Genomic DNA, 19,859 nt, shown 5'->3' with positions numbered 1-19,859 from the left:
ACGTTAACCCCTGATGCTGTAAGGTATGATGAGATCCTAGCGAAAATCTGGCGATGCAGCAATTTTTTCTCCGCACGGCGATGCCTGCGCTGCTGTGGTTCGGGTGAGTCCAGAGAGGGTGTCCCTCTTTGGCGCGGTTACGTTGGGTTGAACAAACAGCCGAACTTGCGAGGTTGTTTGTTCAAAGCGTAGCGTCCCAATGTATAACTGCGCTCTTCCCACGCTGGGGCTGGTCGAGTCTGCTTGAGTTTGGTATATGGGGTCAGAGCGAGGACAGGGGTAGTATACCATACAATCGTTGCCAAAATATGTGCATCAATGTCACACACGATAAAATAAAAATAAAATCCACAGGGGGGCAGTGAGAGAAAAATGGGGGTCAAGCGACTTCAGCAAACGGTGGATCAGGTGGCAGCTCTCAAGGCTGAAATCGACAGGTTGCGTAAACAGGAAAAACGAGAAAGTCAGAAAGTTATCGGTCGTAAGTACCGCTTGATGGGGGAAATCCTGGATGAATGGCTAGATATGGCTGAGAATCAGGAGTTTTTGGGAGATTTGAATCTTAAAGCGTTGAAATCAGAGTTTAAAAAAGCCCTAAGTTCTAATCTTGTTTATAACTATGACCGGGAAATCTTTGGTCTTCCCCTAGAAATGACTCCACGGGAAATTGAAACCCGGAAGCTGATTATTAAGGGGCGAATTCTGCAACAATGGTTAAAGTGGGAACGTGTCTTACAACAGGATTTTAAACAAGCGCTTGATGAATATCTTACCCGCGATGCTGAACGGGCGTTATTTGGGTTAAATTCGCTGGATAATAAATCTGATTCGGGAACTGCCAATTTTCAAGATGATGACATTTTAAGCCAACAGCAGGGAAACCAGAAGCTGATTCTCATGGGAAGATTGTTAGATCGCTGGGTAGCATCGGGGAAAGTGTCGGCTGAAGTTTATCAGGAAGGACTGGAAAAGATTACAAAATATGACAGCGATCGCTTGTTGTTCGGGTTAACCCCTCGGCTGAATGTTACGGATATGAAGGGGAAGAAGAAAACAGGGACTAAGGCTAATGATAAAGCTGAAGATAAAACCATTGCTACAAGCGAACAAAAGCAACTGGATCAACAGCAGTCGTTAGAATCTCAAGCTGTTATGGATACTATGTCTGACGGTAAAGAAGTAAGCGCAAGGGAACAAGAATCGGTCAAGTTGGGTAAAATACAGCAAGAGGAACTAGAAACTTCAACAGCACGACAACCCACAAGTAACTTAGTATCAGAAAAAACAACGTCACCAAAACAACCGCAAAAAAGCGGGGATTCCTCGAAAAAACGATTGAAGACTAAGGATGTGACGAAAGAAGAATTTTTTATGTAGGCTGGGGGGCTAAAAAGCTTGCTCTGGTTCTGCCTGCATATCAGCGTTACAATTATCTGTAAAACATTTAAGTTTAAGTTCTCGTCCTCCCCAGGTGTTTGCACCACAAACGGGACAGGTGAATTTTACTCTTGTCGGCTTGACTTTTTCTAATGTGAAGAGGGGGTTAGCTTTCCAGGGGAAATGTTCATGGGTAATATCTTTCAAAACAGCGGTAAATTTACCATCTGGATCTAGGTAATGCCGAACACGATAGCCTGTTTTCTTTCCACCCGGTTCTCCTGTGTCTGATGGTATTAATCCCAAGGATTCCAGCTTTTCGGCAAGTTCGGCATTGACGTAACCGGGACGGCTGGGAATACCGTTTTCATGCTGCCATAAGCAGACCATTTGCCTTAACAAAACTTCAATAATTCGGTTATCACCGCGTTGTAAAAGTTCAGGGTTTAATCCGATTTCGTGTGATATAATGCTTGGTGTTTTACTCCATCGCTTGGGGGCAAAAAATCCCCATGATTTCCCTCTTGCGCTGAAACTCAATATGCAAGCGGGAAGTTCATCTTTGAAGAGTTTGAAATTAAGATACTCGTAGGCAAGCTGAAGAGAGTGCAATACTTCTTCGGTAGGGGTTACTTCTACTGTTGGCGGTTGGGATGGTTCTATTTCAAGAACAAGTGCTGCCTCTGTCATGATAAACTCTTGCTTTTTATTTATTTAGTTTTGTACAAACCAAAATAAGTGTTATTTATCTTAATTTTTTATCAAATATGTTTGATAAAGCAAGGATTTATGACGTTGGATTATGCACGTTGTGGCGTATTTTAGCGCTGGTCTTCATTAAATGCAACGTGAAATGGTGCATTTAATCAAACGGTGAGTAGATGTAGTGGAAAGATTGCTTTACAGCCGTATTTTACAGAATATCTTGTTTGATAAAATTTGTAGAGTTAAATTTTTTAATGGTTTCTTGCCATGCTGCATCTGTAGGGGCTGGAATCACGCCTAAGCGATGAAAAATTGTTAGTTGGTAGTCCCGCGCTCCCCTGCAAAGATGAGTCTCCGGCTTACCCGCTTGCCGTGGATGGTGGCATATTTGAGATGCTTCACATATAACCTGTTGCATAAGCTTTGATGTTAATTGTGGATTTGGATGTCTGCCGTGTTCATCAGTACGGAAAGGGCAGGTGACACATTTAGCTGGCATCACTAGGTAATTTTGTACGTTCTGCACCATTCCTTTTACCCTTGATACAATTGCTGTTTGAATGAGGAAATGTAATCTGGAAAATTCTTAAAAGATGCCATTGGCACTTACTTTCTTATGAACAATTAAATCCTAACGAAGATAGAACATAAATAATTTTTTCCAAAAAATCTGTCATTTGAGCAGTTGCCGCTTCACTCATTACATAAGTAGATGGATTATCATTTACGTTATTCATGATAACCCGATCAATTTTTTTTGCATGTAATACGAGTTGCTCTACTAAATAGCGAAGATGTGTTTTATTAAGAGGTTCACCGCTGGATGTGATCAAGATTGCTTTTGACCACCAATCCTTAGTTTTATCCTGTTCTATAAGGCATTTGCGAATGTCGTAACCTTCGCCTATATAAAGCAGGTTTCTTTTTTCACTTTCTCCACAGAGAAGGTAAACACCGGGGCGCTGCGCTTCTTCTCGGTCTAAGGCTTTTGCAATTTTTTCTCTATTAAAAACCAGGATATGCCCAGTCCACATAAAAGGGATTGTGGCAACCACCATACTTTCAGTATCTTCATCAACGAAAGATAGTTTAATCCCTTTTGACTCTTCGATAAACTTCGATACTGGAATCATTTTTTCCATATAATTTTCTTTCTTTAAAATTTAAACTTCTATTTATTTAATTTTGTAATTTCATTTTCAGCACTCTTCTAAATGCCCTGATACCTTCAATTTCTTTTCGCCACTGGTAAATGTGCCGAACCAAAATTGACCAACAAAAGTTTGCCCTTCAAGGTTTAACCGCTCCATTACAAGGCTAAAATTTCTAAGCCCACATTGTTTATTAATGTCGAAATCAGCTAAGTTATAACAACCTTTGTATGCCTTGGTTCCGGCTATAGAAGCCATCACAATTTCAAAGTAATCTAATAACTTTTCAACTTCCGTTTTGGTACACTCATCATTTTCAATATCATCTATGATGCGTTTCATTAGCATTTTTTGCATAGTGGTGTTCTTTCATGTGATTAGTTTTGTAATGGTGAGGGTAAGGGGCTACGGTTGTAGCAATGACAGCCCCTTTGATTTCAAAAATTAAAATTTTGATTATTTAAGGCGGTGAAGAAACAAGGCAGCTTTATGAAGATTCACGGCAGTTTCTAATAGCTGATCAAGGTCGATAATCGCTCCTATAGCGGCATTTGTATTTCCTCCTTTTACAGTTAAATATTGCGTAGCCTCGTCTATACGCTCTATCGCATTGTAGAGAATGCCTTCCAGGGCAGTTAAGTTTGCTCGGATCGCCGTTTCTTTCGTAATAAATTGATCCATAAAATCCTTTCGATACTAAAAATTTAGTCGTTACGGGCGGTCTTTTATTCACAATCAAACCAACGCATAACCGTTGCCAACAAATGATTGTAATCTCCTGCTGTTGCCTCTTGCCGAAAAGCTGTTAGCTCTTCATTTGATAAACCAGCCTTTCTTGCAGCACGCTGGCAGATTCCAAGAATTATAAATGCGTTGCTATCATTGGCAGTTAGTTTCACGGTGATATGTGGGTATTTTGGTGACATTTTTTTGTTCCTTTAAGCGTTGGTAGTTAGGCGTTTTTGTGCAATATTGAAATAATTTGCATCTTTCTCGATGGCGATAAAACCTCGTCCGTTCTGTCTGGCGGCGATCGCTGTAGAGCCGGAACCTGCAAACGGGTCTAGAATTAGATCGCTTGGTTTGGTGTAGGCTTTGATGAGTTCGCTTAATGCTTCGGTTGGTTTTTGGGTGGGGTGTAGTTTGTTACCTGTATATTTCCACGCCAAAACATCACGGGGAACATGACTAGGTTTAGTAGGGTTGCCCTTCACCAGCAAATAGGCGTTTTCATGGCAAAACTGGGTAAACGATTGGCTGGAACTGTAACTTTTACTGAAAACAAAATGTCCCACAGGTCTAAATCCGGCACGCTTCCAGACGTGCATGAAGCGATCCACTTTGTGCCAACCGTAGAAAGATATGCAGAAGCTGTTTTCCTTTAAGACGCGGTACATCTCGCTAAATGCTGGATATAGCCAACGGTCGTTATCATCATTTGGTAGAGTGCGCCCATCCCTAGATTCATAACGCGCCATATACGGCGGATCGGTCAGAATGAAATCAACGCTTGCCGCTGGCAAGGTTTGCATGACTTCGATGCAATCTCCCTGTATAAGCTGGTTCTCTAATTTGGGTGTCTGAACAGATATATTTGCGTTTAATTGTTCTTCAAGTCGGCGATAATTGGCATTCAATTTGTCAATTTTTGCAATGAGTTCGGAAATAGTTACCGCGAATTGAGTAAAGTCTTCTTTGTGTTGAGTGGGATTGTCAGATAGTTGCATGACTTTAAACTTTCAGAAAATTCGGTTATAAATGTGGGTAAGGGGTGGGCTGCCGTGAAGCGGTGGCAGCCCGTCTTAAATCAAGCGCACAAATAACAGCGATGCCGCTTCATTTTTCCTAGACAAAAACGGACAACCTTGGCATTTTGAGGCGGTTGATCTGTTTGGTTCCAATCGCATGTCGTCAAGAACCGCCTCAAAATGCTCCGAGATCATCGTTTTTAGTGAGGATTTTGTAGAAGGTTGTCCGTTTTTGTCCGGGTTCATCCCAACCCCTGATAATGGCTCTATTTGAGGAGAAACGTTAAAAGTAATTCCCCAATCTGGGTGGCGTGAGCCTTCGAGGATACAAAAATTAGTGTTATGCAAATTTTTGATATATGCTAAGGCTTGCTCGTAACTGCACCAACTGAACGTAATCGATTCAATTTGCAGAAAGTCGTTATTAGTATACAGAGCAACAACAGCGTATTCTTGCGCTCCGTCTCCGCTAGTGGCATCATTTAGAAATAAAAGGTTTCCTAATTTGAATCCAGTACAGCCCGTCCAGGTGTGAGCCGTTAGTTTTTCAGCTAGTTGTTCGGGGCTGGATACTTCGTTTATCGTCCAAGTTCTTTTGTTATGAAGCATGAGATGTTTCCTTTCTTTTTTCTCGCTCATGCTTCTGTGCCGCCACATCCGACGACGGCTGGGCAAGCCCGGAGCGCGGGGGAGGCTCCGTCTGCACGGAACGCAGCAATGAGCGGAGTGTAGGAAGATGGAGTACCCGTGCTCCGCCGTAGGGAAGGCTTGAGCAGACGGCGGCGCGTGTGGCTGCACATCAATAATTTTGTGCGTTAGCACTCCGTATTCTTCTTTTCTCAAAGCCTGTGGTCAAAATGTAAGGTAAATAACCACAGCAGGGCGAAGAGAAAAAAGGATTATTCCGCTTAAGATTGGGACAAATAAAATTAGAGTAATTTATTAGTTAAGTTGATTCTAAAAGATTGTTCTAGGATTTTCTTAGTTACAATAGCCGTTCATAAAACTTACTAATAATTAGTTTTCAGTGAAAGTTAATTAAACTTTGAAAATAGTGGACAAGCGAGAAATTATTGGCTTTCTCAAAGGTGCGCTGATGAATCTGAACAATCTGTGTGTCAGTATAGTAGCTATTACCCAAAGCATCAAGATGCGGAGAATAGCATTGATTACAGGGCGTAAAGGACTGTTCCAGAAAATTCCCCAGTGGACAATCTCATGAGCCTTATGGGACAGGGGAACGGTATCAATAACCGGAATTTCACGTTTGAGGTTACGATAGGTCAAGTGATGGCATACGTTACTTCTGTGCCACGGGAGGAGAACACAACGATGCTGTGTCATCCGCTGACAGAAAGTAGATTTCTTTGCCCACCGAGATGATTGTAAATATTGATAATATTCTTTTGAATATTTCATAAAATCACTTTTATAAGAACAAGTGGTTTAGCAACTTATAGTGCAAAATTCCAATATTTCACAAATCTTGAGTAAACAAAAATGGAACCCCTACAAGGTGCAAAGAGAAGAGATTTTATGCTAGTGCTTTGATGGTATCACTTATGTTGATTGTGCTGGTCAGCATCCTTTTTTTATGAAGATGTTCCCGTTACTAAAGTCTGCCCAAACCATGTTGCAAATACTGGCAGCCTGCATTGAAGATTTAGTTAAAGTCTAAATTATATTCAATCAAAAGATAAAGATATCGGATTGTAATTGTTGAAATTATCGAAATTAGTAATTGCATCTCGATAAAAAGTAACGCAAGTTGCCTCAAATATCGCTCGATTTATCAGCGTCACCCGTCTGGATACTCCTTCAGATGGTCTTTTTTTATGTCTCATATTGGGCTTTCGCTGTTGATTTCATCGCTTCAATCAGAGTGATTGTAAATTTTGAGGATTTTAACCATGCAAGTACATATTGGTTTTGGCTTCGCTGTAGAGCTTTTCGTAATTATTTTTTCTTTCTACTGCTGGCTTTTCTACACACCTGCATCTTCTTCCCTGCTTGCCGTTTCAACGACACCGGAGACTTCTCCCCCTATTGGTAACATTCATAAACCACAAAAGGAGAAGAGAGAAAAAGCGGAAGAAAAGGATGTTCAAGACGTACCCCATGCTGGACAGATTCAATATGATTTAACGGAAACTGTCGAGCATTTAACCCTTAATGAAGCGCGAAAGGTTGCCTCAAAACTCAAGGAGTTAAAGGTTATCAATGATGACACTAACTTGCGAGGTAAGGGCATCAATAAGGCGTTTCTAATTCAACTGATTCAAAGCTGTGTCCCTTCAGAACGAGACACGGTAGCTTTCAGTTTGTCGCAAGTCTTGGGGAGAACAATTGCATAAGACTTTATGTATTGCTCCTTATGTTCGATGCAGGTTGCCTTTGAAAAGATTCAAGGCGAACATCCTTCGATTATAGCGGCGAAAATGTATTTAGGGTTAGCGATTGAATATGCAAATAGATACCATCAAAAACAATGGAGCATCTATTGGAATACCGCTAAAACTTCGACTAAAAAAGCGCTTCGACAGGAATTGAAAAGTCTGGCTTTTGATGCGTATACGGCGTTTCTGAAAGCTACCGATTGCCTCAATGCCTATGTTGAAGTCGTACAAGCTTGTCAGCCTGTTCCCCCTGTTCCTCGATGGTGGGATGAGATGCTGGTTAGCTTATATCTCGCGCACGATGCTATGAGAAAAGAACACGGGCAAGAGATTTCAAGTAAACAGTTAAGTCTTTTTGAAGAGCATGATTTGCCCTTTCTGTAGATGTGAATTTGATTTAGCGGATTCTCCCATAGAATGTCCCGCTTGCGGCTATGAAATGCCTGATATGGATGCCACTGAGTCAGAAGAGGTTTTCTCCTTGATTCAAACCGAAGAGAAAGTCTTAAAAGTCGTCGAGGGCTATCAATCAGGGAATGTGTTTTTTGGCTCTTTTGATGAGTGCTTCGCATTGATGTTAGCACTTGATGTTCCTATTTGAAAATACTGAGGTTTTCACCATGAACATGCAACTTAATGCAAGGGAAATAGCAACCATCCTGGCATCGCTGCGGTTGTTTCAACAGCAAGCAGGGAATGTTGATATAGCAGAAATGTTTCCCGACCATTTTATTGATGTTTCTCCTCTCTCTTCGGTCGAAATTGATGACTTGTGTGAAGCTATCAATCTTGCCGAAATAGGAGAACTTGATTATGTAACCCACGATTTTGTCCGGGCTGATTGTTCAATTCATGGGGCGATGTTGAGTGATAACGATTGCGATATCATCATAGCCGAAGTGAAAAGATTATGGGCATCAGGACAATTTCATCACACAGGCGTTTACTGGATTGCTAACAGTCTCGCAGCAAATGGCATGATTCATCCGACCTTGCCTTAATTTTAAGCAGATACACTGGAAATCCAGAGGGAAGTGTGCCAAACATGCACGTTCAAACTTTCCTCTGGTTTCTGGTGGTATCGTCTGCTATCATAGATGGCATTCAGGGCAAAGACTGGCATTTACTTAAATAATCAGAAATGGTGTAATATAACCTAACTGCGTTGTTACTCAGTTTTTAAAGAAGCAAATGATACGTCGGCTTCGGTTGGTTGTAGCTGCTTTGATTGGTTTTCTTGCCGCTGCGAGTGAACCAATTTTGAAAAAAACACTTTCGGTTCTTCTGAGCGGTGTTTTAGGTTTGAATTCACTCACTTTTAATGGATACCTGACAAGTCACGCACAAGCCAACGCTGCTGTATCTCCACAAAGTAGTGAGTTGATAACTAACAAAATTGTTGAAAGCAAAGGAATATCTAGCAACGAGGGAAACAATATTGACACAAGCAATAGTGAAAAATCGTCACTTGAACTAGATTCAACGACTTTTACTGACTTTAAGAAAAAGGTCGCAGTTTGTCTTCCATTTGTTGGTTGTACTGAAGATGTCATCAAACGTGGGGCTAACGAAGTTGTTAAAAACCAGTTGCGTTCCTTCTTTAAGGATGAAATTCCGATTGTAGGGACGGAGCATAAGTTTTACCCCAAAAACAAGGAACTCCCCGGCAAGCCGTTTTCACCAAAAACGCTCTACCTGATTTCTTTGAAAGATTCTGATGTTTTGCCACCAAGTGACTACGAAATTCCAGCCCACTTTTATTGCACTAAAGTCTATACCTTAAATGGTTCGGGGAACCGCTACGTTCTAGCCAAGCTTGATGGCAAAATGGCAAAAGCTTTGAGTACTTTGTACCAGCGTGCAAGCAGAGCAGGGGTTCCTATTCAAGATGTACAGGTTTTATCTTGGAGTATGCAAGCTGGAGTTCCCTATAGCAGTCTTCCTCAAAACTCTCAAGCTTTAGTTGACAAGCTTATTCCCGAATACAGGGATAAAATGGATGTCAGTTTTTATGACAAAACTATAAACCTCTGGAGTCAAATTTCCCGCCAAACATCATTACCTTCATTTGACCAAGTTCTTAACGATATGGGTGATATTGGTAATTTCGCTCAGTCTTTGTTGAAAGCAAGACAAGAAGTTTTAAGGACGAATTTTAGCTATCACCCCCTAGCTGATGCTTTTGTTATTCCAAAGGATGCAAATCTTGCCGGGGGCACTTCTGAAACATCGTGGAGCAAAGTACACGAGCAGGTTTATATGCGTTTTATTGCTCCTAGCGGTGCATTAAATGATGGAGTTATCCAAGTCAGAGTTCTGGAGTCTTCTTCTAAAAATAAATCTGCTATTAAAGAACAAAAAATTGCACAGATAGCTCAAGCAATACCGTTACCAGCACCAATTCCCATTCCACATCCAGGGATTATTTTAGGTGGCATTTTGGTCGGTACTTTAATATATATAATTTCTCAATCTGTAGCGATTCCTGAATCCACTGGACACCAAGCGCTAACTTCAACCCTGACGATGAGCCGTACAGGAGATGGAGGTGGAGGTGATCGAAGACCACCTCGCGATCTGTGCAATAAAGCAGTAAAAATTTTGACTCAATACGAAAGACTGGCGAAAAAATTTGGTGTAAACTTAGGAGATAGACGGCTTGCGGAATTAAATCGCTTGCGCGACGCAGGACAAATTACAATTAATCAAATACCTGGTACTTTACGTGGAGAATTTCCAACAGGTAATTTTGGTGAAATGACACTACAGCAGATTCGTGATTTGTGTGGTATGTAGCATTCTATAACTATTTTTTTAGGATACAGGAGATGAGCTTATATCCTGAGTTAAACCATTTGACGTTGAAAGAGCTAATTGAATACTTTCAAGGGCAGCCTTTAGAAGGGGAAGATGCATCAACATATTATTTAGAGGTAGCCCTTTTAATCAAAAACCAGGGGGATGCGGGTGTTGACTATTTATACAAAGCAATAGACGCAGCCGAGCCAGACAGACTAAGAGGAATTATTTTTGCGCTTTCTGAGTCTCCTGTAGATAAAGACAAACTGCGTCCTTTGCTAATCAATTATCTTCACCACCAGCAGCCGATGATTGTTGCAGAAGTAATTGATGGTCTGCGTAAACTAGGAGAAAAAGATGCTGTAGAACAAGTTTTGGCAATGTTGGAACATTCCTCTCCATACGTTAGAGGTAGTGTTCTCCGGTTTGTGGCTCGTTTATACCCTGATAAAGCATTACCGCTATTGCTGGATAAACTTAAAGACTCACATTTTATTGTGAGAGAAAATGCTGCTGATGAGCTAGGTGATTTGGGTATAGTCTCGGCAATCCCTTATTTACGCGCGATTTTACTAGATGCTCATCCTGATGTTCGGCAGGCTGCACAGACCGCAATTCAGATGCTATCAAGCATTAAGCAATGAACCAAAATGTTAATTTTTATACAGCGGCTCCTTCTGTTATGAAGTACAGTCTCTCCCCCTCCACACTCCCTTCTCCTCGACCCTTTCAGCACTAAACATGTACCTCACAATAGCGGGAACTGCTGTAGATAAAAACACGAGAGTGTTTAGCTTTCATAAGGACACATTTACCGCCGCCGCCGATAAAGCTTTGTTACATATTCATGCTGAAGCTAAAAGTGATTGCCAAAAATCTTATTGCAATTTTTATTTATTTTTTCTTAATTAAAAGAATTAATTCTTCACCTCAATATTTTCAGGGATAACGTTTCACGTCCGCGCTCGTCCACGCATTCAAAGAACATTTTCAGTCAGGTGGTCAATTTTCTACGATCATTGAGGCAAGGGAGTTTGCTTCGCGTTACCTGGGACAGTCGGTTAAGTTTGGTTCCCCACTCACCAAACAAGTCGATGAAGCGGTTGAAGCAGCGTTAGTCCGGGTTGCCCAGGATATTGTGACTGGTGCAGATACTCCTCAGTCAGCTTACCACCACTTGGTCGCATTGCACGATCGCCAACCTGCCCTCAATGTTCGCTCTAGCACCAGTGTTGCCCAGCAAGCTTACAGTACACCGCTACCAATTGCTTATCTGGCTTTGGTTAGTGCGAAAGTCACCCCTGAGAAAACCGTGTACGAACCAAGTGCAGGACATGGGGCATTATTGCTGGGAACTACCCCTGAAAATGTTACTGTTAATGAACTCAATGCAGCACGGGCAGCGGATTTGAGAGCGCAGGGATATACGGTGACTTCTCAAGACGCATCCGTTTATTTACCTGAGAAGTTGCATGATGTGGTGATTATGAACCCACCGTTTGGTACGGTGGAGTCAGTACCAGGGCAACTTAGACGGTTTCGGTTTGGGCAATTTCAGACCACCCAAATTGACCACGCAATCGCTCTTAAAAGTTTGCTTGCGATGAAACCAGACGGGCAAGGAGTGCTGATTTTAGGTGGTAAACTGGGGGTTGATGAAGATAGTCGCAGCGATCGCTACAACAGTCGGGAAAGTCGGGGCTTTTACTGGACGCTGTATCAACACTTCAACGTGGTTGACCATTTTTCTGTTTTTGGGAATCTCTACCGTAAACAAGGAGCAGGATTTCCGATTGATGTGATTGTCATTGATGGCAAGGGAAAGTCCGAGCGTCCTTTACCTGCGGTATACGTACCACGTATTTACAAAACTTTTGACGAGTTGGGGGAATATCTCGATGACTTTGTACGAGCCGAATCCCAACGTGCTGAAGTTGAACGTGTGGGCACCACCGGAGTCGGAGCGGGTATTTACGGTGTTAGTGCCGAGGGAGGAAACCCAGTTGAACCAGAACCGTTATCTGACGCTGTTGACGCTGCGGCTCGATTGGCTGATACAGCAATGGATGGAATCGGTGCAGACATCGGTATCGGAGACGCATCATCTGATGAAGAAAATGACCCGCGAGTTCTCGATTTACCAAAAAAGACCGATATTACCGATGATACCACACTCGACAGCGATTCATCAATGGCGCAACGCCTGGACGCGGTTTCTCGTCTACGAGAGCGACATTATGCTAATGCGGCTGCAATTGCTGCCGATTTCGTTTCCGGTACAAGTGGAGACGGACGGGGAACGGATAGAGAGTCTGCTGGGGATGTTTCAGACCCCGGACGTGCAACCGAATCTGGAGGAGTGGCTGATGGAGACAATCAATCCCCTCCTGCGGTAGAACAACCGAAACAGCTTGCCTACCAGCCAAAAAGTAAGGCACGGGCAATTGGGACATTGGTTCCGACGAATATGCAAACAGGTGTAACTCAAGCTCTACTTAAGTTAGAGCGGCAGGTGGGGGAACTTGATGCCTATGTCGCTGACTGTCTTGCTTACGGGACGACTGAGGAACTGCATCGCTATTTTAGCGCCGAACAAGTGGATGCGATCGCTCTTTCCGTATCGAACTTAGAAAAAGGCAGCGGATTTATTTTAGGAGACCAAACTGGCATCGGCAAGGGTCGGGTGGTAGCGGCAATGATTCGCTATGCTAATGTAACGGGACGAACACCGCTTTTTGTCACCAAAGATACACCGCTTTATGCGGATATGGTGCGTGATTTGCGGGATATTGGGATGCCTGGGTTCAACCCGTTGGTCACGAATCCGGATTTGACTTTGCCTTTACCGGATGGACGGGTGTTGAAAACCAACAGCAAACACCATCGGGAAGTGATGCAGGCTTTGCAGTCATCGGGGCAGTTGGGCAGATATGATGCCATTTTTACCACCTACTCGCAATTACAGACGGTGAAAGGGCAGGAAACGGAACGCAGAGCCTTTTTACGGCAGTTTGCTCCCAATAGTTTGGTTATTCTAGACGAAAGCCACGAAGCTGGTGGTTCCACCAGCCTTGTCAAAAAACACGAGGCAGTTTCCAACCGAGCCGATTTTACACGGGAATTGGTGCGGCTGTCGCAGGGGGTGGTGTATTCTAGTGCGACGTATGCCAAAGACCCGCAGGTGATGGATTTATACTTCCGTACTGATATGCGTTTGGCACTGAGTAATATGGAAAACCTTACTTCGCTGGTGGCATCGGGGGGTGTGCCGTTACAGCAAACTTTAGCATCGATGCTGACTGAAGCTGGGCAATATGTGCGTCGGGAACGGTCGTTTGAGGGGGTGCGTTTTGACCCGGTGGTTGTGCCTGTAAACCACGACACGGCTGAAAATATCTCGCTGATTATGGCTTCGATTATGGAGTTTGACCGCTCGAAGCAGCAAGTGGTTAAGGGGATGGACAAGGAACTCAAAGCTGAGGCAAAAGCAGCTTTTGGCGATAATTCGACTGGTGGGGCTGGGGCAACCAGTACCAATTTTACCAGCATCATGCACAATGTAATTGACCAGATGCTGTTTGCCCTGAAAGCGGAAGAAACCGTGCAGGAAAGTTTGCGTCTGCTGCGGCAACCAGAGTCGGAGAAGCCTGTGCTGGCACTCTCGAATACAATGGGTAGTTTAATTGCTCGAGTTGCCGAGGTGCAGGAGTTGCGTCCGGGGGATGTGATGGATGTCGATTTTGGAGTTTTGTTGCATCGTTATTTGGAGCGCAGCCGGGATGTTATCATTGGTAATCCCTATGGGGAAAAATCCCGCCATCGGTTGACGGATGAGGAACTGGGGGTGGCAGCGACTGCGCGGTACGATGCCATCCGTGATTTAATTAATGAGACGGATTTTAGCGAGATTCCAGTAAGTCCGATTGATTACATCACGTTTCGTTTGAATCAGGAAGGCTACCGGGTGGGTGAAGTGACCGGACGGGAGCATATAGCGGTTTATAATGCTGATAATACAACGTTTTACCAGCGTCGGACGAACTCCGAGCGCAGCAAGGCAACGGCTGTGAGGACGGTTAAAGATTTTAATGACGGGCAAAGTGATGTAATTATTCTCAATCGTTCTGGTTCGACGGGGATTTCTCTTCATGCGTCTGAGCATTTTCCCGACCGGCGGCAACGGCATATGATTGTAGTGCAAGCAGAAGCTGATATTAACCAGTTTATGCAGATGTTGGGTAGGGTACACCGCACGGGGCAGGTTGTACCGCCGAATTTCACGTTGCTGATGGCAGATATCCCAGCGGAGAAGCGTCCAGGGGCTGTGTTGGCGCGAAAAATGGCTTCTTTGAATGCCAATACCACGGCAGCCCGTTCAGGGGCGTTTTCCCTAAGCCAAGTACCGGATTTTATGAACGAGTACGGGGATAAGGTGGTGACGGAAATTATGAGGGCATATCCAGATTTACACGAACGGCTTGATTTTCCTCTAGAAACAGCGGATGAGGTTTTATCCTCAGAGGACGCTATTCGCAAAGTGACAGGCAGGATTCCTCTATTGCCGATCGCTGCACAGTCAATGCTCTATGATGTGATTGAGCAGAAATACTTGGAGTTTGTGACGACACAGGAAGCGATGGGGGAGTCGATTCTGGAAGCCAGTACGCTCAATCTCGATGCGATTATTTTAGCACGGATGGAGGTGTTGCCTGCTGATGCTCGTAGCGATTCGCCGTTTACGGGTGCGGTTTATGCGGAGATTGTTGATGTGAAGGCTCCCCGTAAACCTTACACAACGCTACAAGTGGTAAATAAGCTGAGGCTTGCAGCGCAGTTGCCTGCGGTGACGGAGGTGACTCATGATACACCTGCGTCAATTTTACAAGCTTCGAGGGCGATCGCTTTATCAGATATTGCCCTTCTTAGGGAAGAAGCAAAGCGCTACAAATGGCAGATTACACCGGAAAGGGCTGCGGCTGTTGATGGTCAATTTTATCACGTTTCCACTATTTTAGGGGATTATCCGGTGGGGCAAGCGGTATGTCTGACCACCCAGAAGAATGATGTATTTTATGGGGTGGTGGCGGGTGTGAAGCATACGGGTGTCTCTAGTAGCCCTGTAGCTGCTTCTGCTTGGGAGATGCGGTTATTCTTGGCGGATTCTGTGCGGGAATTGTCTTTATCGCTGTCGCAAGTCAATACGGGCAAGGATAATGCTGTTGATTTAAAGGTGGCAAAAGAGACATCCTCTGGGATGGACATTTACGAGTTGTTCGACCATTGCCAGACTAGGACGCGGGAGAAACGGCAGATTTTTACGGGCAATCTGCTGAGGGCGTGGGAGAAGTTTCCGGGCAAGATGGTCAATTTTACGGATGTGCAGGGTAATATTCGCCAGGGGTTACTGACGCAACGGGGGTTTGATGCGTCAGCGGCATTGGAGCAAATGGGGGTGACGATGCCTACTATTGAGGATGCGTGGCGATTTTTGACGGAGCAGGGGGGGCAACTTAAAACGGCGGATAAGCATTTAACGATTAAGCCGGGACATTCCGGGACGTTTTTGTTGCAAACGCCGAAGGCTAAGGATTCTGGGGGTAAATATTATCTGGATGAGGAGTTGCTAGAAGCGGCTGGGGCGGAGTTTTACTCTGTGGGCGATCGCATGGAATGTTTGGTGGATAATGAAGCGTTATCAGCGGTGCTGGCTTTGATGATGCGGTCAAGGGGTTATGCTTTGGCAGCTTATGAACAACGGGAAGCAGCACGGGCGATGTTAGGCTGGGAATTGCCGTCTTTTACTGAGGTGGAGATGCCTGCACCTGCCCTGCCGGAGTCTCTCCCCGCGTCTACTTTAGTGTCGGTTGATACTTTCACCTCAGAAAAGATTGGACAGGACGAGACAGGTGCAGGGCAAGTATCGGGTGCGATCGCTCAGTCAGGATCTGAATGTAACGCAGAAGATGGGATAATTGATGGACAAAGCAAAGCGTCTGATGTGACGTATTCTGAGGTGTACACCTGGGCGTGTGCGGTGCGGGACTTAGGGTTAGACTCGGAGCAACGGCAGCGTCGTATTTCTGAACTAACAGATGCTTGTAATGCGAGAGAGCAGCCGGAACTTTCTGACTATGTGCGTCAACAAATGCAAGCCGACTTGGAACAATACCGTCCGTTCCTGGTACGGGGACAAGTGTTGCTTCAAACCGTGCGGTTGTTGATGGCGGAGGGAGGACAATTGGATATCTGGGGCGGTGTTACTTTCAAGCACAAACGCTACGACTGTACCCAGAAGGGGGATAATATTACTGTCCAGCAGCGGACTGGCAGCAAAACTGAGGTTATTCTGCAAGCTCACGGTGACGATATTCAACGGACAACTGTAAAAGCAAAAGATTTGGAACAGTTCACGGAATTAACCGAGGGATTGCAAGTTCATTATATACAACGAATTTCTGCTGAAAAGAAGAGATAGTTAATTGTTTTCTTCATCAGGATTCCTATAGATGAGCAAAGTAATTTCTAGTTTTCAAATTTGCTCACCTAAAAGGGCTACATTGGGAAGAAATTGACGAGGATTTGAGTATTGCCGGGATCTTGAATGGAGAGAAAGCCCCGGAGGCGCAAGTGCGGTTTATTTCTGATCCTGTTTGCCCGACACATCGACCAACACCGTGATAATTTTTGAGGCGAGAAACAGTAGAGTAGGGGAGTGGGGAAGCCCCCTTCATAAAAAGAAGGCTTCTCCGAACGAGCGTATCTAGTTACTCTAACAAGGAATCTATTTCATCTTGCTTATGAGGAAAATCCTTTAAGATAAAGTGATAGAAGAGATAGGCAACATCTTGTTCCGCTAAGTAGGGCAAAACTTCTACAAATTTGCTTCTCACATCTTGTTCAGACGCAGAAGAAATCCAGCTTTTAAGCCAATTGTGTAAATCAAATTCAGTTTGATTATTCATGAAAAAACAGCCTAAAGGGCATGTACGGTTAACACCGTTGGCTATTCAAAATTTACGAAAAGGGGAATGTTTCAGCGCACATAAAATCGAAGATAGGCGCCGATAGGATGAGATGAAATAGTAAGGTAGGGTATGGGGAAGCCCCCTAGAGAATAAGAGAGGGCTTCCTATTTCGGCATCAGCAACCGTTAATTAAAACGGGCCGGGATGTTGAGTAACCACTTCATCAACAATATCTCTTATTTGAGAGATTGTTTTCGCTTTTGAAATTCTCACCGCTATCTGGCTGATAACCGTAGAGTTATCTTTGGTTTGCATGAACATCGTCGGCTGCAAAACGGTGAAGTCCATACCGGACTCGTACAGTGCTTCTTCGATCGGACGCTTTGCCGCATGGTTACTCATCTTAGAGATCGATGGATGAATCGCACCCGAAAAAACGAACTTTTGCACACCAGCCGCTTTAGCCGCCTCGACCATCGCTACCCCTAATTCTGCCTCATTAGGCGCGAAGGCGGGGTTGATGTGGAATACATCGTCTACTTCACTGGTGGCAGCGCGAAGACTGTCTGAATCTTGGAGGTCGCCGATCGCCACCTCGTCCGCACCCTGCTGTCGCGCTGCTTCTGCCTTAGTTTCATTCCGTGCCAGCGCCCGCACTATCGCACCGCGCTGCTTTAGTTCAGGCACAACGAGGCTCGCATACTTATTCGCACTGTCCAAAAAGATAGTTTCAAAGACGCGAACGAGCAATGTGTTGCTTATGCAAACTAAACAGTTATCAGTTCAGTAGTTATGCGTAAATTTTCTGTATAATAGTTTAATAATGTAAATATACAAAAAATTTCTTCATATTATGACTAAAATACTCATAACGCATTATTTGACTGGAGCGGATGGGGTGATAGACGGAAATTTTCCGTCTATTAAATAGTTAGCCTTCGAGCGCTCAGTGATGCCAGTGGCAATTCAGAGCATATCTTGGCAAGAAAAAAACTCATTTAGAATTGTTGAAACGGCTCAATCAGTTGGTTAAGAGATAATTAATGCGAAGTGAAAACCAAGAGGACCCTTGGGCAATTCCACCGGATCTTACGCTGGATAACAAGGAGCTTAATGAAGTTGACAATCTTGTCAACAATGAGGCTCTGGGCTTTGATGCTCCCGTCAATATATTGCTTGCAGGAAACAGCGGAGATGGTAAAAGCACCTTAGCTAATGCGATGCTGGGTGTTGAACTAGCAGCGACAGGTACTGGCTTTCCCGTAACGAAGGGAATTCAGTGTTATGAATATCGAGACAAGCCTCTTACTCTATTTGATACTGAAGGTTTTGAAATCCTAGATGCGGAACGGACAGTTAGTGCAGTAAAGGAATTAATCGAATCTCGCCGAAAGCAGAAGGATAGTAAGCAGCATATTCACATAGTCTGGCTTTGTATTGCAGCTACATCACGGCGGCTACAACAGGTGCATATTGATCTGGTTCGCCTTTGCTCTAAACTTCAGGTTCCCGTTATTGTAGTCATTACAAAGTCTTATTTGAAGGACGATTCCTCTGAAGCTTTCTTGAAAGTGATTGGTGGTTCTTTGCCTGAAGCGGATAGCATTATTCCAGTGTTGGCGAAGGAAATATATTTTGGCAAGCTTCGTGTCGCACCTTTTGGGCTGGTTCAACTACTTGATGCAACCTTGAGTCTAATTCCTACAGCGTGTCAGGCGGCACTAAAGTTTTCTCAGGTTGCTGATTTTAACCGAAAACTAGAAGCCGCAACTAAAGTGGTCAACGTGACTGCACTTGGAGCAGTTGGTCTATCTTTTCCTGCTGCTTTTGTTCCCGGTGGTCATGCGGCATTGTTGGTTCCGCTTGAAATAAACATGATTCACCAGATCAATAGGGCACTGGGAATTAATCTTGAGAAACAAGGGCAAATAGCTGTTGCAAAAGGCACTCTGGGAATTGTCATGGCGACGGTAGGAGGGAAGTTGATTTTTACTGAAACGATGAAATTCATTCCTTTTGTAGGTCAAATCACTTCGACGCTGGTTGGCGGTACTATTGCGGGAACAGTCGTTAAGATATTTGGCACCGCATACATTGCCGCTGTGGGTGACATGGTTCGAGCGGGTACATCTCCAACAGCAGGTTCAATTATCGACGCGATCTCATCTGCCCTATCAACTCATCAGCATCAGATTGTGTCAGGTGCAACAGCGTTAATGGAAGAAGTGATTATGAAACAAAAACCATGACCTTGAACTCAATAGATGACACTATTAATGTGGTCATTATTGGCAATACTGGGGAAGGCAAAAGTACCTTAATCAACGCGGTACTCAATCTCAATATATCGATGACTGGCGTTGGCGATCCTGTCACTCAGGAGATATTTTCATACAAAGTACCCAGAAGCCAACTACGTCTTTTTGACACAAAAGGCTTTGAGGTTGAAGCTTCCCAAAACACAGTTGACGCAGTTACTCAATTCATTAACAAGTGTTCAAAAGATACGGATAGCAACAAAAGAATACATTCAGTAAACCAAAAAGTTTTCTCCTCAAGGCGATCGCTAACCAGCCATTGCGTAGTTTTAGGTGCTAGGTGATACTAAATATCTTAAAAGTACTTATGCTTCTCCAAGTTTGTTAAAAAGATGAAATGATGAAAGTAGTGTGTACTATCTTGAAGATAATTGACTCTTTCATTAGGACAATTGGCTCT

The 19,859-nt window shown here is 43.9% G+C and carries 23 protein-coding genes and 1 pseudogene; 12 read left to right on the top strand and 12 right to left on the bottom strand.

What is annotated here, in order from left to right; translation table 11 throughout:
* Positions 1–36: 36 nt before the first annotated feature.
* Positions 37–291, bottom strand: a complete 255-nt coding sequence (locus AABK37_RS28150; RefSeq protein ID WP_432554797.1) for a hypothetical protein — start codon at positions 289–291, stop codon at positions 37–39.
* A gap of 81 nt (positions 292–372) precedes the next feature.
* Here AABK37_RS28150 and AABK37_RS28145 point away from each other — a divergent pair, with 81 nt between their 5' ends.
* Positions 373–1,377, top strand: a complete 1,005-nt coding sequence (locus AABK37_RS28145; RefSeq protein WP_432554796.1) for a hypothetical protein — start codon at positions 373–375, stop codon at positions 1,375–1,377.
* Between the two features lie 9 nt (positions 1,378–1,386).
* On the opposite strand, the gene AABK37_RS28140 is transcribed toward AABK37_RS28145, so the two are convergent.
* The 8 genes from AABK37_RS28140 to AABK37_RS28105 form a co-directional block, all read right to left on the bottom strand.
* Positions 1,387–2,067 (bottom strand): hypothetical protein, encoded by a 681-nt coding sequence (locus AABK37_RS28140; RefSeq protein WP_432554795.1) that lies wholly within the window; start codon positions 2,065–2,067, stop codon positions 1,387–1,389.
* Between the two features lie 223 nt (positions 2,068–2,290).
* A complete protein-coding gene (locus AABK37_RS28135) occupies positions 2,291–2,611 on the bottom strand; it encodes a hypothetical protein (protein ID WP_432554794.1) in 321 nt (106 codons plus the stop codon).
* A gap of 85 nt (positions 2,612–2,696) precedes the next feature.
* Complete coding sequence (locus tag AABK37_RS28130) at positions 2,697–3,224, bottom strand: GIY-YIG nuclease family protein (RefSeq protein ID WP_432554793.1); 528 nt, start codon at positions 3,222–3,224, stop codon at positions 2,697–2,699.
* 57 nt (positions 3,225–3,281) lie between these two features.
* Positions 3,282–3,575: a hypothetical protein gene (locus AABK37_RS28125; protein WP_432554792.1), complete on the bottom strand. Its 294-nt coding sequence runs from the start codon at positions 3,573–3,575 to the stop codon at positions 3,282–3,284.
* 114 nt (positions 3,576–3,689) lie between these two features.
* Complete coding sequence (locus AABK37_RS28120) at positions 3,690–3,914, bottom strand: hypothetical protein (protein WP_432554791.1); 225 nt, start codon at positions 3,912–3,914, stop codon at positions 3,690–3,692.
* Between the two features lie 44 nt (positions 3,915–3,958).
* Complete coding sequence (locus AABK37_RS28115) at positions 3,959–4,159, bottom strand: hypothetical protein (RefSeq protein ID WP_432554790.1); 201 nt, start codon at positions 4,157–4,159, stop codon at positions 3,959–3,961.
* A 12-nt stretch (positions 4,160–4,171) separates the two neighbouring features.
* On the bottom strand, positions 4,172–4,960 hold the full coding sequence (locus tag AABK37_RS28110) for a DNA methyltransferase (RefSeq protein WP_432554789.1): 789 nt from the start codon (positions 4,958–4,960) through the stop codon (positions 4,172–4,174).
* Positions 4,961–5,035: 75 nt separating this feature from the next.
* Positions 5,036–5,620, bottom strand: coding sequence for a hypothetical protein (locus AABK37_RS28105; RefSeq protein WP_432554788.1), 585 nt, complete (start codon positions 5,618–5,620; stop codon positions 5,036–5,038).
* 406 nt (positions 5,621–6,026) lie between these two features.
* Here AABK37_RS28105 and AABK37_RS28100 point away from each other — a divergent pair, with 406 nt between their 5' ends.
* Positions 6,027–6,203: a hypothetical protein gene (locus AABK37_RS28100; protein WP_432554787.1), complete on the top strand. Its 177-nt coding sequence runs from the start codon at positions 6,027–6,029 to the stop codon at positions 6,201–6,203.
* Between the two features lie 463 nt (positions 6,204–6,666).
* On the opposite strand, the gene AABK37_RS28095 is transcribed toward AABK37_RS28100, so the two are convergent.
* Positions 6,667–6,825 carry a hypothetical protein gene (locus AABK37_RS28095; RefSeq protein WP_432554786.1) on the bottom strand — a complete coding sequence of 53 codons (159 nt, stop codon included), beginning with the start codon at positions 6,823–6,825 and terminating at the stop codon, positions 6,667–6,669.
* Positions 6,826–6,891: 66 nt separating this feature from the next.
* Between AABK37_RS28095 and AABK37_RS28090 the strand changes: the two genes are divergently transcribed.
* From AABK37_RS28090 to AABK37_RS28055, 8 genes and pseudogenes are all read left to right on the top strand, one after another.
* Entirely contained in the window at positions 6,892–7,335 is a 444-nt protein-coding gene (locus AABK37_RS28090) for a hypothetical protein (RefSeq protein ID WP_432554785.1), read from the top strand.
* Between the two features lie 27 nt (positions 7,336–7,362).
* Complete coding sequence (locus tag AABK37_RS28085; RefSeq protein ID WP_432554784.1) at positions 7,363–7,761, top strand: hypothetical protein; 399 nt, start codon at positions 7,363–7,365, stop codon at positions 7,759–7,761.
* Positions 7,742–7,978 carry a hypothetical protein gene (locus AABK37_RS28080; protein ID WP_432554783.1) on the top strand — a complete coding sequence of 79 codons (237 nt, stop codon included), beginning with the start codon at positions 7,742–7,744 and terminating at the stop codon, positions 7,976–7,978. Before AABK37_RS28085 ends, AABK37_RS28080 begins: the two co-directional genes overlap by 20 nt.
* 19 nt (positions 7,979–7,997) lie before the next feature.
* Complete coding sequence (locus tag AABK37_RS28075) at positions 7,998–8,378, top strand: hypothetical protein (RefSeq protein ID WP_432554782.1); 381 nt, start codon at positions 7,998–8,000, stop codon at positions 8,376–8,378.
* Between the two features lie 208 nt (positions 8,379–8,586).
* Positions 8,587–10,173, top strand: a complete 1,587-nt coding sequence (locus AABK37_RS28070) for a hypothetical protein (RefSeq protein ID WP_432554781.1) — start codon at positions 8,587–8,589, stop codon at positions 10,171–10,173.
* A 32-nt stretch (positions 10,174–10,205) separates the two neighbouring features.
* A complete protein-coding gene (locus AABK37_RS28065) occupies positions 10,206–10,820 on the top strand; it encodes a HEAT repeat domain-containing protein (RefSeq protein WP_432554780.1) in 615 nt (204 codons plus the stop codon).
* A 494-nt stretch (positions 10,821–11,314) separates the two neighbouring features.
* A complete protein-coding gene (locus tag AABK37_RS28060; protein WP_432554779.1) occupies positions 11,315–16,651 on the top strand; it encodes a strawberry notch C-terminal domain-containing protein in 5,337 nt (1,778 codons plus the stop codon).
* A gap of 77 nt (positions 16,652–16,728) precedes the next feature.
* Positions 16,729–16,854, top strand: a pseudogene (locus AABK37_RS28055) (hypothetical protein); the annotation flags it as partial.
* A gap of 86 nt (positions 16,855–16,940) precedes the next feature.
* On the opposite strand, the gene AABK37_RS28050 reads toward AABK37_RS28055, so the two are convergent.
* Both AABK37_RS28050 and AABK37_RS28045 read right to left on the bottom strand, forming a co-directional pair.
* Positions 16,941–17,138, bottom strand: coding sequence for a hypothetical protein (locus tag AABK37_RS28050; protein WP_432554778.1), 198 nt, complete (start codon positions 17,136–17,138; stop codon positions 16,941–16,943).
* A gap of 192 nt (positions 17,139–17,330) precedes the next feature.
* Positions 17,331–17,861: an NmrA family NAD(P)-binding protein gene (locus AABK37_RS28045; RefSeq protein ID WP_432554777.1), complete on the bottom strand. Its 531-nt coding sequence runs from the start codon at positions 17,859–17,861 to the stop codon at positions 17,331–17,333.
* A gap of 323 nt (positions 17,862–18,184) precedes the next feature.
* On the opposite strand from AABK37_RS28045, the gene AABK37_RS28040 reads away from it, so the two are divergent.
* Both AABK37_RS28040 and AABK37_RS28035 read left to right on the top strand, forming a co-directional pair.
* The gene (locus AABK37_RS28040) at positions 18,185–19,390 is read left to right on the top strand and encodes a GTPase (RefSeq protein ID WP_432554776.1); all 1,206 of its coding nucleotides are present in this window, start codon (positions 18,185–18,187) and stop codon (positions 19,388–19,390) included.
* Positions 19,387–19,743: a GTPase gene (locus AABK37_RS28035; protein WP_432554775.1), complete on the top strand. Its 357-nt coding sequence runs from the start codon at positions 19,387–19,389 to the stop codon at positions 19,741–19,743. Before AABK37_RS28040 ends, AABK37_RS28035 begins: the two co-directional genes overlap by 4 nt.
* Positions 19,744–19,859: the final 116 nt, after the last annotated feature.

The sequence above is a fragment of the Tolypothrix sp. VBCCA 56010 genome (assembly GCF_050875635.1).
Classification (GTDB): domain Bacteria; phylum Cyanobacteriota; class Cyanobacteriia; order Cyanobacteriales; family Nostocaceae; genus Hassallia.
The sequence above is the reverse complement of the archived record's forward strand: the minus strand, read 5'-3'. Positions and strand labels throughout refer to the sequence as shown.